Origin of the sequence: Humitalea sp. 24SJ18S-53 (assembly GCF_050632385.1) — a bacterium.
Classification (GTDB): domain Bacteria; phylum Pseudomonadota; class Alphaproteobacteria; order Acetobacterales; family Acetobacteraceae; genus Humitalea.
The window spans coordinates 1,891,523-1,904,632 of sequence record NZ_CP192599.1 but is presented as its reverse complement, the minus strand read 5'-3'; the positions used below and the strand labels follow the sequence as shown (position 1 = coordinate 1,904,632).

Here is a 13,110-nt window from a genome sequence, read left to right as displayed (position 1 = left end):
CGTTTCGGTTAAACGCCGGTTTCCGCGGCTATCGATTCGTCGCGAAAAACGCCTCCGCCCCCGGATGCAGCGGCAGGGTCAGCCCCTGGCGCGCCGTGGCCGGGGTGATCTGCAGCGCGGCCGGCCCGCCCAACGCGGCCAGCGATGGGGCACGGAACAGGGCGGTCAGGATCGCCCCGACCTCGGCCGTGGTCAGGGCCGCATCGCCGACCAGCAGCGCCGGGGTCGCCGCGGTCATCAGCGGCGCATCCAGCCCCGGATAGGCCCCGGCCGGAATGCTGAAGGGCAGCAGCGGCGCCAGACGTGTGACGGCGTCGGGGTCCAACGGCAGCAGGCGCAGCGGCACCGTGTCGGCGATCCGCAGCACCGCCTGCGCGGGGGCCAGGCTGACGGCGATATGCGCCGCGACCTGGCCCGAGGCCAGGGCCGCCGCCACCGCATCGGGCGCCAGCGGCACGCGTGTGGCGTCGGTCAGGCCGTAGGCTGCCAGCACCGCTTCCGCCGTCACCCGCGCACCCGACCCCGCGATGCCGACGCCGATGCGCCTGCCTGCCAGATCCGCCATCTGGCGCAGCGGCGATGCGGCGGGAACGATGACGTGCACGGCCTCGGGGAAGAGGCTGGCCAAGGCGCGCAGGCCCGGCATCGCGGCCCCTGCCTCACCGCGAAAGGCCTGGCCCGCGACATCGGCCTGGGCCAGCGCCAGCAGCGCGGTGCCATCGGCCAAAAGCCGCAGGTTCTCGACGCTGCCGGCACTCGGCAGGGCGGTCATCGCCGGGCGGTCGGGGGTTGCCGGCAGGCCGGCCAGCGCCGCCGCCAGCCGCGCGTATTCCGACCCCGCGGCACCACCGGCCAGCGGCAGGCCGCGTTCGATGCGGGCCAGGCGGCCCTCGATATTGCGCCACGCCTGGGCCAGTTCCTGTTCGATCGCGACCGAGGCCGGGCCGCCGGTCGCGCGCGGAATCGCGGTCAAGGCCGTCTGGATCGCGGTCAGCAATTGTTCGGCACGGCCACCGGGCCCTTCCATCGCGGCCGGACGGCCGGCGGCGGCACCGCCGGCCAGCGCGACCCAGACATCGCCGTTCCGCTTCACGCGGATACTGCCATTGGCGCGCAGCAGATCGCCGGCCGCATTGCCGCCGCGCGCCACCCCGCGGATGCCGCGCGGCCCGGCGCCCAGGGCGGCCGACAGTGCCTGCAACGTCCCGCCCGACCAGCCGCCGAAATCATGCGCCCGGGCCAGCCGCAGGCGCGTCGCGACATAGATGATGCGGCCACCCGTCTCGGGATCGGGCGCGTCCCCCATGCGGCGGAAATCCTTCAGCTCCAGCAGGCCGGGGCCGGCGGCGGCATCGATCCGGCTGGCCAGGATCCGGGACAGCGCCACCGCATCGGGCTGCGCCACCGCCGGCACCGCCCCCAGCAGGACCAGCAGCAGGAGGAGGATGTGCCGCATCGCGCTATTCGCCAAAGACCGGCAACGCCAGCGCGCCGGTCAGCACCAGCGCATTGGCCAGGTCGATGAAGAAGGCACCGGTCAGCGGCACCACCAGGAAGGCGACGGGGGCTGCGCCATAACGCCCCGCCACCGCCTGCATATTGGCGATGGCCGTCGCGGTGGCGCCCATCGAGAACCCGAGGAACCCCGCAGACATCACCGCCGCTTCATAGTTCCGGCCCATGACGCGATAGACGACCAGCACGGCATAGAGCACCGCCACCACGGCCTGCACCGCCACGATCACCAGCAAGGGCCCGGCCAGTGCGGCCAGTTCCCACAGCCGCAAGGTCGTCATGGTCATCGACAGGAACAGCGCCAGCGCGATCCCGCCGACCAGGTCGACGGCCGCGTCATTCACCGGCAGCCGCACCGCCGGGGCCAGCAGGTTGCGCAGCAGCACGCCGCAGAACAGGCACCACAGGAAATCCGGCAGGGCCACCGGCGCATCGGCCATCATCGCCGCGAGCCAGCCACCCGCCAGCAGGCAGAACATGACCAGGGCGACGGTGACGATGGTGCTTTCGGTGGTGACCTCGGCGGCTTCGCCAGGGCCAGCGGCGCTGGTTTGCGCGCCGCCCTCAGCCAGGGTCGGCCGCCCACGCAGCAGGTATTGCGCGACAGGCCCGCCGACCACGCCGCCCAGGATCAGCCCGCAGGTCGCCGCCGCCATCGCCATGCCCGCCACGCCGGACAAGGCATGGGTATCGGAGAAAATCTGCGCATAGGCGGCCCCGGTGCCATGGCCACCGACCAGGGTGATCGTGCCGGCGAGCAGCCCGATCAGCGGATGCTGGTCCAACATCAGCGCCATGCCGACCCCGGCCACGTTCTGCACCACCAGGAAGGGCACGACGCAGGCCAGGAACAACACCAGCCGCGGCCCGCCTGCCCGCAAACGCCCAAGATCCGCCGACAGCCCGACCGTCGCGAAGAACGCCAGCAGCAGCGGCCCCCGCAAGCCGCCCGAAACATCGATATCGAAGCCGAACCCCAGGTGCAGCACCGTGGTCAGCACGGCGAAAGCCAGCCCGCCGGTGATCGGCTGCGGGATGTTGTAGCGCGTCAGCACGCCGATCCGCCCGTTCAGGAAGCGGCCCAGCAACAGGATCGCCGCGGCGAGCGTCAGGGTCTGCAGCGGGTCGAGCGTCATGGCGGCTCCAGTGAGACGCGACATCCTGCCAAGGATGCGGCCGGAGCGCACGGGGCTATGCGCGCCAATCTTGCGAAACCCGACTTGACACACCGCGCCCGCTTTGGCCCATTTGTCCTAATACGTCCGGTAGAGACGTGACTGGAGGATCGACGTGCAGGAAGTCTTCGTCGGACAGGAAGACGAAATCCCCGAAGGCGGCCGCAAGGTCGTCGTGGCGGGTGGCATCGAGATCGGCGTGTTTCGCGTCGACGGCCAGCTTCAGGCCTGGCGCAACGAATGTCCGCACCAGGGCGGCCCGGTTTGCCAGGGCAAGATGATGAAGGGCGTCGAGGAACGGCTCGACGCCGACCGCCGCAGCCTGGGCATCCACTACAAGGAAGGCTCGCTGCACGTGGTCTGCCCCTGGCATGGCTATGAATTCGACCTGCGCACCGGTCGCCACGCGGGGTTGGATCGCATCCGCCTGGCCGCACACAAGGTGACGGTGCGGCAGGGTGCGGTTTTTGTGTCGGTCAATGCCTGACGCACCCGACATCGCCCGCGTCGCCGAACAGGCGCTGGCCTTGGCCGAGGCCGCGCTGACCGCCGAGGCCACGCGGGCCATCCCCGACGAAGCCGTGCAGCAGTTGATCGCCGCCGGGCTGAAGCTTTTCGCGGCCAAGGTGGAATTGGAGCAGCGTCACTTCCTGCCCGTCGGCGGGCGCGACGCGGTGACGCCGACCGAGGTCGCGGTGACGGTGACGGAACTGCTGCGCGCCGTGGATTTGAATCTCTTCGACCTGTCGATGTGGGCCGGCCGGCCGCGCTTCGGCGCCGACGAGACCGGTCTGCTCTAGAAAAAAGAAGACGGAGGCACGCCATGACCGAAACCCCGCGCCAGGCCCCGGTTGAACTGCCGATCATCGGCGCCCGCACCCATTCCGCCGATATCCTGGCGCATGGCCGCAGCCAGGCGATCAAGCGCGGCCTGGATCGCACCTTCATCGTTGATGTCGACAGCCATATCGGCGAGACGGCGGCCTGGCCCGAAGTGCTGAAGTTCATCGAGAATGATGCGACGCGCGAAGCCGCCTTCACCTTCGGAGGGGGCACCGGGCAGAACGCTTTCCTCAACGACATCCCCGGCCTGCAATGGCAAAGCGTCCACGGCCGCATCCCCCATGGCGCGGGGTTGAAGGAGCCGGTCGAGGATACCTCGGTGCCACGCGAAGTGACGCTGTGCCGCCGCGCGATCGACGCGCTCGGGCTGGACTACCAGGTCTTCTTCCCGTCGGGCCTGCTGTTCCTCGGCATGCATCCGGTGAAGGAAATGGAGGCGGAACTCGCCACCGCCTATAATCGCTGGCTGGTCGAACATGTGCTGCCGCACGAGCCGCGCATGAAGGCGATGCTCTACCTGCCGTTCAATTCGCCCGAAGCCGCGGAGGCGACGGTGAAGCGCTTCATCGGCGCCAAGGGCGTCGTCGGCTTCCTGGTGACCAGCACGCGCTACCAGGCCGTGCACTCGAACGAATACATGCGCACCTACGCGATGCTGGAGGAAGCGGGGATCCCGATCGGCTTCCACGCCCACCACAACTGGCACAATGAATATACCAAGCAGCTCAACCGCTTCATCTCGATGCACGCACTGTCCTTCGTGCTGTCGAACATGGTGCATCTGACCAACTGGGTCATCAACGGGCTGCCGGAACGCTTCCCGCGGCTGAAGACGATCTGGATCGAAAGCGGCCTCGCCTGGGTGCCGTTCCTCATGCAGCGGCTGGACCATGAATACCTGATGCGGCGCAGCGAGGCGCCGCTGCTGAAGCGCCTGCCGAGCGAATACATGCGCGAGATGTTCTACACGTCGCAGCCGATGGAGGCCCAGAACCTCAAGTTGCTGGAAGGCACCTTCGAGGCGATCAATGCGGAAACCCAACTGCTCTACGCCTCCGACTGGCCGCACTGGGATTTCGACGTGCCTTCGGCGATCCACGACCTGCCGTTCCTGACCGATACGGGTCGGCGCAACATCCTGGGGCTGAACGCGGCACGCCTGTTCAACCTGGATATCCCGGCCCGCTATCGCCAACCGATCGCCGCGGAGTAACCCCGCCAAACCATCAAGAGCGCGGATCAACCGCGCCAGAGGGACACGCCAAAGATGAAACGCAGGGATGTGTTGCTGTCGGCGGGTTTCGCCGCCGCCCTATCGGCCCCGGCCATCGCCGATACCTGGCCCGATCGGCCGGTGCGGCTGGTCATTCCCTGGCCACCCGGCGGCGGCAATGACATCGTCGGGCGCATCGTCGCGGAACGGCTTGGCCAGACGCTCGGCCGCACCGTGGTGGTGGAGAACCGTGGTGGATCCAATGGCGTGATCGGGGCCGAGGTCGTGGCGAAATCGCGCCCCGATGGCTATACGCTGATGTTCCACTCCGTCACCTCGCACGTGGTGAACCCGGTGGTGTTTCCGCGCCTGCCCTATGACACGCAGCGCGATTTCATCCCGGCCGCGATCCTCGGCTATTCACCGCTCGCGATCATCGTGAATCCCGCCTTGGGCATACGCAGCCTGGCCGAACTGATTTCCCGTATCCGGGAAGCGCCCGGGACGTTCAACTACGCGTCCTTCGGCAATGGCTCGGCGGGGCATCTGGCTGGCGAATTGTTCAAGCAGCGGCTAGGGCTGGACATCGTGCACGTGCCGTATCGCGGCGGCGGGCCGGCGCTGACCGACACGATCTCCGGCGCCATTCCGATGAATTTCGCGGGCACCAATACCTCGGCCTCGGCGCTGCGCGGCGGGCTGGTGGTGGCGCTGGCGGTGACCGGGTCGCGCCGGTCCTCGATCCTGCCGGATGTGCCGACGGTCGATGAAGCAGCCGGGCTGACGGGCTTCGACATGGGCGTCACCTACGCCGTCTGGGCACCGGCCGGGACACCGGACGCGATCGTGGATCGCGTCGCCGCGGAATGCGTCAAGATCATGCGCGACCCGGTCGCCCTGGCACCGCTGCGGGAGAACGGGGTCGAGGCGCTGCCGCCGATGAATGCCGCCGAACGCGCCGCCCGTGTGGCGCGGGAGACCGAGGTCCTGACCCGCGTCGCCCGGGAATCGCGGGTTCAGATCGACTGACCCGCTTGAACGGCGGCGCAGGCTTTTGCTGGCGGGCGCCGCCACCAGCCGATAGGCTGGCCGCAAGATAAAAACCCCCGGAGAAAACACCATGAAAAGCCTGACCGTCCTGCGGCGTGCCGCGCTGTTTCTGGGGCTTGCCGTCATGACCCTGCCTGCCCAGGCCGCCGAATATCCGGCCCCGCGTGAAGGCCGTTGGGTCGCGCGCGATTTCCGCTTCCATACCGGGGAGACGGTGGCCGAGTTGCCATTGGCCTACACGACCATTGGCGAACCCGGCGGCGTGCCGGTGCTGATCCTGCACGGCACGGCGGGTTCGGCGCGCAGCATGCTGACACCCGCCTTCGCCGGTGAGTTGTTCGGCGCGGGCCAGCCGCTCGATGCCAGCCGCTACTTCATCATCATCCCCGATGCGCTCGGCGCCGGGCAGTCGGCCAAGCCATCGGACGGCCGCCGCGCCGCCTTTCCGCGCTATAACTACGCCGACATGGTGCAGGCACAGCACCGCCTGGTGACCGAGGGGCTGGGCGTGCCGCGGCTGCGCCTCGTGCTCGGCAATTCCATGGGCGGCATGCATGCCTGGGTCTGGGGCGTGACCTATCCGGATGCGATGGATGCGCTGGTGCCGATGGCATCGCAGCCGACCGAAATGGCCAGCCGCAACTGGATGCTGCGACGCTTGATGATCGAGATGGTTCGCCGCGACCCCGGCTACAACAACGGCGCCTATACCCAGCAGCCGGCGTCGCTGGTGATCGCCAATGTGTTCTACGGCACGGCGACCAATGGCGGCACGTTGCGCACCCAGGCGGCTGCCCCGACCGCCGCCGCGGCGGACCGCCTGGTGGAGCAGCGCCTGGCCGCGCCGATGACCGCCGATGCCAATGACTTCATCTGGCAATGGGATTCGTCGCGCGACTACAATCCCTCTCCGCTGCTGGAACGGATCAAGGCGCGGGTGCTGGCGATCAATGCGGCCGATGACGAACGCAACCCACCCGAGACCGGCGTGATGCAGGCGGCGATGCAGCGCGTGAGCCACGGCCGCGTGCTGCTGATCCCGGCGAGTGCGGACACCTTCGGCCATGGCACGACCGGCAACGCCCGCTTCTGGGCCGAGGGGCTGCGGGCCTTCCTGCGCGAACTGGAATAGCCACGCCGGACCTTCGCCACGCACATCAGGCACGTCGATGTGTGAGTCCGATCACATCGCGCCGCGGGGCGCTGGACTACCCCTTCTGACACGGCCGGAGCATCGGGCTTCGGGCGGACAGAAGGAGACAGCGTCATGCGCAACCATCTCAACTCCATCCTCGCCGCCGCCCTGTTGGTGCCGGCCTTCAGCCTCGGCGCCATCGCCGCCGACGGCGTCACCTATCCCCGCGTCGTCGGTTCGGGTGAGAACATCGAGGTCGAGTACGGCCCGGCCGAGCGCGAGAACATCGTCGGCGGCGGCCAAATGGGGCCGAGCGCGACGGGCTACAGCGGTGAGGCCAGCTACCTTGAGGCCGGCCGCGCCCAGCTGCCGCCGTTTGGCGCGGTGCCGACCACGCGCGACAACAACGAGAACATGGAGATCGTCTGGGTGCCCAACTCCGCCGGCGAGACGATGCTGGCCAGTCGCGGCTTCGGCGCGGCCCGCAATTGACCCATCGCCATCGATGACCCGGTCGCGCCCCTGGCGCGGCCGGGGGCGGCCCCATCCCGGCCCTGCCGGACGCCCTTCCACGGCGGCCCGCGGGGCCATACCCTTTGGGCGTCCCAGAAGCGCCCGTGGCGGCAAGCAGACTGGATCATCCGATGCCAGGCACGGCCAGCGACCAGCCCGATCGTGTTCCCGGCGCCGCCCCCGCCGCGTCCGGCATCGATGCGCTGCGCCGGCTGCCCTTCCTGGCCGATGTCGCCGAGGACGCGCTGCGGCGGCTTGCCACGCAGGCCCGCTGGCGGGTGCTGGCAGCCGGCGAGATGGTGATGGATGCCGGCGACACCAGCGACGACGTGTTCTTCATCGCGGAGGGCGCGTTGCGCGTCCTGCTGCGCAGCGCCGCCGGCGAGGAGATCATCCTGAACGACCTCGGCCCCGGCGCCATCTTCGGCGAATTGGCGGCGATCGACGGCATCCGCCGCTCGGCCAATGTCTCCGCACTGCTGCGCAGCCGGCTATGCGTCGTGCCTGGGCCGGCCTTCCTGGACCTGGTCCTGCATGCGCCACCCGCCGGTCAGCGGCTGCTGCGGATGCTGGCTGAACGGCTGCGGCTGAAGGATGAGCGCAATCTTGAAGCCGCGGCCCTTCCGCTGCGCCAGCGCGTGCTGGCCGAGCTTTTGCGGCTGTCGCGGCCGCGCGCGGGTGGGGAGCGCATGATCAGCCCGCCGCCGCCGCAGCATGTCCTCGCCGCCCGGCTGGTACTGCGGCGCGAGACGGTTTCGCGCGAAATCGCCAGGCTGGCGCGCGCCGGCGTCCTGACGGTCGGCCGGGGCGCGATCATCCTGCACCGCCCGGAGGAGATCGGCGCCGAGATCGACGCGCTGCTGCGCGCCGCCGCGGGGGCGTAGGGCGCCGGCGATTTCGGCCGCGGGGCGCGCTCAGCGCGGCTCCCATTCGGCCATCGCCCGGGCAAGCCAGCCGCCTGGGAAGATGTCCACGTTTTTGATCTTGGCGACGGGACTCCCCGACGCGGCCTCACCGCAAATGATCGGGCACCGCAGCAGCAGCAGGAAGCAGCCCGCCGCCAGCTTCTCCCCCCCCGTCGTGTCGGAATGGTAGTGCATGCCCATCACCTCGCGGATCTTGGCGATGCGTTCGGCCAGGTACCGGAACGGACTCTTCGCTTGGGCCAGACCAGTTCCGACGAGTTTCGGCACCACCTCTTCCAGGCAGCGCGCGACCAGGAAGGCCTCGGTCGCGTGACCGCTGGGGAAGGCCAGGTGCCCCGGATGGTCGATCGGCGGCATCAGCCCGGGACAAAGCCGCGACGGGCGTGGCCGCTTGAAGACGTTCTTGTAGTACATCGACTCGAACTGGCCGATCCGCAGCGCCGCGGCGGCCAGGTAATACGTGTAGGGATGCGTTGAGATATTGAAGCTCAGCACGCCGCGAAAGTAGCCGATGATTCCGCTGCGCTGGGCGAGTGCTTCGGCCATCACGCCCGCGCGATACTCGACCAGCGCCACGAGGTCGGCCAACTCGTCGGCCAACTCCTGGCCGGACATGGGGGGCGTGTCCTTCGCTGTCGTCAGGATCTGGTCCCAGGCCGGTATCGACATGTCGGTCGGCTGCTTCACGAATTCGGCCAGCACCAGCAACGATGCATTGTCGGGGGTGAAATCCGTCAGCTTCGGCGCGACGTCCGCGGGCGTGCTGGGCCAGGGCGCAGCCAGCTCGGGTGGCCAGCGGTGGCCGCGATAGAAGGTCTCGACGCCGCGCTTCTCGTATTCCGGCGCGACACCGATCGGCCGCAGCACGCCGCCGGGTTTCCGCCCACCGCTGAGCAGGTCAAGCGCTTCGACCCCGTCCACACCATCGACGCCATCAACGCCATCCATCGGCCCGATCGTCCCGCCCCGGCTCATGACACCCTCCCGCTTCCAGACGCTACGGCGGCCGCGACGGCACGCCCGATTCAGTTCGGCAAACCGGCCTGGCGCAGATGGCCGAGGAACATCGCGCGCAAGGCGAGATCGCAGAACGGCTGGCGCGTCTCGGCATAGTCGGCGACGGAAAATCGCGGATTGAGGGCGAGGTAGCGGTGAGCGACCTCACGCGCATCGGCCTGCCGCCCGGCGGCGGTCAGGGCCGCGGCCAACACCATGAGGGTCGCGCCGTGCAACGGGTTCTCGGCGGCCGACTGGCGGGTGAACCTGACCGCGTCCTCGAAACCACCCTTCGCGTAATGCGCGATGCCGAGGAACATCAACTGCGCGTAGCGCATGGGATCCCGCGGCGACAGGCGCAGCCCCTGCTCGGCATGGCGCACCGCATCAGGACCGCGTCCGAGGTAGCTCAGCGTGCCGCTCGACAAGGTCCAGGCGACCGCATCATTGGGGCAGGACGCCAATGCCTCATCGAAGCATTCCATCGCCGCGTCGCAATCGTGCAGCAGGATCGATTTCAGATGGCCCAGCGTCGCGAGCGCGAGTGAATTGCCCCGATCCAGGTCGACGGCGCGGCCGGCAAGCGCCATCGCCTCGGCGCCGTCGCGCCCCGGCTCCGCCGACCAACCGCGGCCGACGCGCACGCTGTGCCAGCGCGCGGCCCAGGCGATCGGCAGCGCGAATCCCGGCTCCTCGGCCATCGCCTCGGCCAGGAAAACGCGCCCGCTCTCGAAGACGTCGCGGTTCGCGCTGCCGATCACATGCAGGCCGCGCAGGGTCCGGTCGTAGGCCGTCATGCTCTCCGGCCGCTTGCGCATCGCCCGGCGCAGTTCGGCCGAACGCACATTGGGGGCGAGTCCGGACACGACCTTGCGGACGATGTCTTCCTGCACGGCGAACAGGCCGCCGTGCGGCACCTGCATCCGGTCGCCCCACAGCACGCCGCCGGTCTGCACATCGCAAAGCTGCACCGAAATCGACAGCCCCTGGGGCGTGCGGCGCAGGCTGCCCTGCAGCAGGTAGCGCACGCCGAGGATGCGCCCCGCCTCGCGCGGGTCGGGCTCACGCCCGCGAAAGGCCGCGGCCGAGGCGCTGGAGACCACGAACAACTCGTGCAGCCCGGCCAGTGACGTGACCACATCGGCCACGATGCCATCAGCGAAGTAGCCACTTTCGGGATCGCCGTCGTGGTCCTGCAGCGGCAGCACCGCAATGGAGGGCAGACCGCCGGCGGTATGCAGCGGGATCGCCGCCTGCACCCGATCGGCCTCGATCGAGTAGAGTCGCGCCGAGCGTTCGAAGCCCTTGAGTTCCAAATGGCCGATGTCGCGCAACTCGGCATCCAGCGCGCCGTCCAGTTCGGCGCGCACGGCCGCCGAGAGCACGATCCCGCCTGGCGAGGCATGGGTCTGCAACCTCGCCGCGACGTTCACCGTATCGCCAAAAATACGATCGCCATTGGCGAAGACCTCGCCGACATGGATGCCGATGCGCAGGGCGATCGGCACCGGGTCGGTCCCGACGCCGCCCGGACGCCCGGCGCGCACGCCGGACTGCACGGCGCGCGCCCAGCCCACGGCATCCGATGCGGCGGCAAAGACGGCAAGCACGCCATCGCCCGCCAGGTCGACGATGCGGCCGTGGTGGCGGCGGGTCTGCGGTTCCACGAGGGCGGAAAGCAATTCCATCCAGCGCGCGTAGGTGCCGTTTTCATCGACGGCCATCAATGTCGAGTAGCCGACCACATCGGCGAAGGCGACCGCGACACGCCGCCGCCCGTCGATGACGGGGGTATCGGACGATGCCAGACGGGTGGTCGCGGCAGCGATCATTGCTGATCATGTCTCCATGAACGCGCATTTTGGTACGCTATCATTCTGGTATCTGCGCCTGCAAGACGATACTCTCGGCGGTGGCCACATGCGACGGTGGCGGTTGGTCGCTGCATGTGTGCGGAGGATTGGGCGATGGAAAGGCCGATCAACCCCAGGCAGGTCTTGGCGCTCGCGCCGTGGGATAAACTGCGCGAAGCCTACCGGACGGGCGAGTTCCTCGAGGTCGAGAAGGCGTTGCAAAAGGGTCCACCCGACTCGCAGATCGAACGATCGTTCCTCGACCCGTTTCACGTGGTCGGCCTGCCGTCGAACGGCATCAAGCCAAGCCTCGGCCATTTGCCCGAAGACCATGTGCTTCCGGAGTATCCACGGCTGGTCATCGCGTTGGATCTTCAGCCCTCGGACGCACGCCCGCTCGAGGAGACGCGCAGGTTAATCCTGAACCTGTACGCGGCGGTGCGGGGCGGCCGCCTCGGCCGCGGCGCGACGGTCGGCGCCGACGTCGCGATCGACCCCGCGGAACACTGGTGCCCGGGCGAGGCGTCGTATCCCCTGTTCGGCGATCGGGACGCGGCGTTCAGGCTGATGCAGGCCGACGACCTGGGCGCGCTCGAACTGCCGGGGGAGCGTCGCGTCACCCTGGTCTTCGTGGATACCGGCATCCCGCACGCCTTGCTGCCGCCCGTCGGCACGTTGCGTGGGTGGCAGATCGACCCGAACGGGGCGAACGCGGGCCTGGCGCTGCGCATCCCCGGGATGCCACTGACCCCACATGGCAACATGGTGGCACGCAACGCGAGCAGCGTGGCGAAGACCGGCCAAAACACCCCTGGCGTGCGGGTGCTGGACTGCCCCCTGGTGCCGGACGGCATCACCAACCTCACACGGTTCATGAGCACCGCGGTGGCGGCCTTCATCGCGATTCTGTACACCATCGAGCAGGAGGGTAAGGCTGACGAGGCCTGGGTGCTCTGCAACGCCTGGGGCGTCTTCAACCCCTCCGAGGAGTTTCCAGCAGGCAGCTATTCGAAGGATCCGCTGCATCCGCTTGCGCATGAACTGGTGCTGGCGAATGCCATGGGCGTGGACGTGGTCTTCGCCGCCGGCAACTGCGGGCGATTCTGCCCGAACCCGCGCTGCGATAGCGACCATACCGGGCCAGGCAGAAGCGTCCATGGCGCCAATGCACATCCCGATGTGCTGACCGTGGGTGCTGTGCGCAACGACGCGCTCTGGCTCGGTTATTCCGGCCAGGGGCCGGGGCCTGCGACACTCGGCTACGCCAAGCCGAACCTTTGCGCGCCGAGCCAGTTCGCCGATGTCGGCAATGCGTTCAACGCCAATACCGGGACCTCCGCCGCCTGCGGCCTGGCGGCGGGCGCGGTCGCGCTGTTGCGGACCCGATGGGGAGCATCCCAGGTGCCGCCCGGCACGCTGCGCGGCGTGCTATGCGGCACGGCCTGGATGCCCGGCCCTACCAGCGGCTGGAACGATCGTTTGGGGTTCGGGGTGCTCAATCTGGCCGCGGCGGCGCGACACCTGGACGCTGGCACCTGACGGTGAGCAAGGGGAATGGTCGGTGGTGGGCGCTCACGGGCTCGAACCGTGGACCCGCTGATTAAGAGTCCCGCAGATTGCGCCGCTTCCGACTGTCAGCAACCGCCAGAAGCCGCTAACCCTTTGGCGCGGCGCGGGTCCGACTTGCCACGCACCGCCACGCCGTGCCCCCATTACTCGCGCCAAAGAGTCCGCAGAGAGTCCGCTGCGGACTCCTGAAAATCATGTGATCGACCGTTGGGGAGGACGCTAGAAATGGGGTTCAATGTGTTCTCACTTTCTCCCCTACAAATAAAGTACTGTTTTTGCCTCATTTTTGTCGGGATGCGAGGGGAGAAACCGTGTCTCACCT

Annotated in this window: 12 protein-coding genes; 8 read left to right on the top strand and 4 right to left on the bottom strand. The window is 68.8% G+C overall.

From position 1 onward, the window contains the following. Positions 1 to 28: 28 nt before the first annotated feature. Together ACQW02_RS09185 and gltS are read right to left on the bottom strand one after the other, a co-directional pair. Positions 29 to 1,456, bottom strand: a complete 1,428-nt coding sequence (locus ACQW02_RS09185) for a TAXI family TRAP transporter solute-binding subunit (protein WP_431284969.1) — start codon at positions 1,454 to 1,456, stop codon at positions 29 to 31. Positions 1,457 to 1,460: 4 nt separating this feature from the next. Further along, entirely contained in the window at positions 1,461 to 2,651 is a 1,191-nt protein-coding gene (gene gltS / locus ACQW02_RS09180; RefSeq protein ID WP_431284968.1) for a sodium/glutamate symporter, read from the bottom strand. A 154-nt stretch (positions 2,652 to 2,805) separates the two neighbouring features. On the opposite strand from gltS, the gene ACQW02_RS09175 reads away from it, so the two are divergent. The 7 genes from ACQW02_RS09175 to ACQW02_RS09145 all read left to right on the top strand — a co-directional run bounded on the left by ACQW02_RS09175 (position 2,806) and on the right by ACQW02_RS09145 (position 8,328). Next, positions 2,806 to 3,177 (top strand): Rieske (2Fe-2S) protein, encoded by a 372-nt coding sequence (locus ACQW02_RS09175; protein ID WP_431284967.1) that lies wholly within the window; start codon positions 2,806 to 2,808, stop codon positions 3,175 to 3,177. Beyond that, positions 3,170 to 3,490: a hypothetical protein gene (locus tag ACQW02_RS09170; protein WP_431284966.1), complete on the top strand. Its 321-nt coding sequence runs from the start codon at positions 3,170 to 3,172 to the stop codon at positions 3,488 to 3,490. The genes ACQW02_RS09175 and ACQW02_RS09170 overlap by 8 nt, the downstream gene beginning before the upstream one ends. A 23-nt stretch (positions 3,491 to 3,513) precedes the next feature. Next, positions 3,514 to 4,746, top strand: coding sequence for an amidohydrolase family protein (locus ACQW02_RS09165; RefSeq protein WP_431284965.1), 1,233 nt, complete (start codon positions 3,514 to 3,516; stop codon positions 4,744 to 4,746). Between the two features lie 54 nt (positions 4,747 to 4,800). Continuing rightward, positions 4,801 to 5,775 (top strand): tripartite tricarboxylate transporter substrate binding protein, encoded by a 975-nt coding sequence (locus tag ACQW02_RS09160; RefSeq protein WP_431284964.1) that lies wholly within the window; start codon positions 4,801 to 4,803, stop codon positions 5,773 to 5,775. A 91-nt stretch (positions 5,776 to 5,866) separates the two neighbouring features. Beyond that, positions 5,867 to 6,928 carry an alpha/beta fold hydrolase gene (locus ACQW02_RS09155; protein ID WP_431284963.1) on the top strand — a complete coding sequence of 354 codons (1,062 nt, stop codon included), beginning with the start codon at positions 5,867 to 5,869 and terminating at the stop codon, positions 6,926 to 6,928. A gap of 135 nt (positions 6,929 to 7,063) precedes the next feature. After that, entirely contained in the window at positions 7,064 to 7,423 is a 360-nt protein-coding gene (locus tag ACQW02_RS09150) for a hypothetical protein (RefSeq protein WP_431284962.1), read from the top strand. A 152-nt stretch (positions 7,424 to 7,575) separates the two neighbouring features. Further along, a complete protein-coding gene (locus ACQW02_RS09145; protein WP_431284961.1) occupies positions 7,576 to 8,328 on the top strand; it encodes a Crp/Fnr family transcriptional regulator in 753 nt (250 codons plus the stop codon). A gap of 30 nt (positions 8,329 to 8,358) precedes the next feature. Here ACQW02_RS09145 and ACQW02_RS09140 read toward each other — a convergent pair whose 3' ends face one another. Together ACQW02_RS09140 and ACQW02_RS09135 are read right to left on the bottom strand one after the other, a co-directional pair. Beyond that, positions 8,359 to 9,345, bottom strand: coding sequence for a phosphatase PAP2 family protein (locus tag ACQW02_RS09140; protein ID WP_431284960.1), 987 nt, complete (start codon positions 9,343 to 9,345; stop codon positions 8,359 to 8,361). A gap of 50 nt (positions 9,346 to 9,395) precedes the next feature. Next, positions 9,396 to 11,198, bottom strand: a complete 1,803-nt coding sequence (locus ACQW02_RS09135) for an adenylate/guanylate cyclase domain-containing protein (RefSeq protein WP_431284959.1) — start codon at positions 11,196 to 11,198, stop codon at positions 9,396 to 9,398. Between the two features lie 135 nt (positions 11,199 to 11,333). Between ACQW02_RS09135 and ACQW02_RS09130 the strand changes: the two genes are divergently transcribed. After that, positions 11,334 to 12,758 (top strand): S8/S53 family peptidase, encoded by a 1,425-nt coding sequence (locus ACQW02_RS09130; protein WP_431284958.1) that lies wholly within the window; start codon positions 11,334 to 11,336, stop codon positions 12,756 to 12,758. Positions 12,759 to 13,110: the final 352 nt, after the last annotated feature.

Coding starts and splice junctions, on each gene's coding strand:
- ACQW02_RS09185 (WP_431284969.1), bottom strand. CDS start 1,456: ATGCGGCACATCCTCCTCCTGCTGCTGGTCCTGCTGGGGGCGGTGCCG.
- gltS (WP_431284968.1), bottom strand. CDS start 2,651: ATGACGCTCGACCCGCTGCAGACCCTGACGCTCGCCGCGGCGATCCTG.
- ACQW02_RS09170 (WP_431284966.1), top strand. CDS start 3,170: ATGCCTGACGCACCCGACATCGCCCGCGTCGCCGAACAGGCGCTGGCC.
- ACQW02_RS09165 (WP_431284965.1), top strand. CDS start 3,514: ATGACCGAAACCCCGCGCCAGGCCCCGGTTGAACTGCCGATCATCGGC.
- ACQW02_RS09160 (WP_431284964.1), top strand. CDS start 4,801: ATGAAACGCAGGGATGTGTTGCTGTCGGCGGGTTTCGCCGCCGCCCTA.
- ACQW02_RS09155 (WP_431284963.1), top strand. CDS start 5,867: ATGAAAAGCCTGACCGTCCTGCGGCGTGCCGCGCTGTTTCTGGGGCTT.
- ACQW02_RS09150 (WP_431284962.1), top strand. CDS start 7,064: ATGCGCAACCATCTCAACTCCATCCTCGCCGCCGCCCTGTTGGTGCCG.
- ACQW02_RS09145 (WP_431284961.1), top strand. CDS start 7,576: ATGCCAGGCACGGCCAGCGACCAGCCCGATCGTGTTCCCGGCGCCGCC.
- ACQW02_RS09140 (WP_431284960.1), bottom strand. CDS start 9,345: ATGAGCCGGGGCGGGACGATCGGGCCGATGGATGGCGTTGATGGCGTC.
- ACQW02_RS09135 (WP_431284959.1), bottom strand. CDS start 11,198: ATGATCGCTGCCGCGACCACCCGTCTGGCATCGTCCGATACCCCCGTC.
- ACQW02_RS09130 (WP_431284958.1), top strand. CDS start 11,334: ATGGAAAGGCCGATCAACCCCAGGCAGGTCTTGGCGCTCGCGCCGTGG.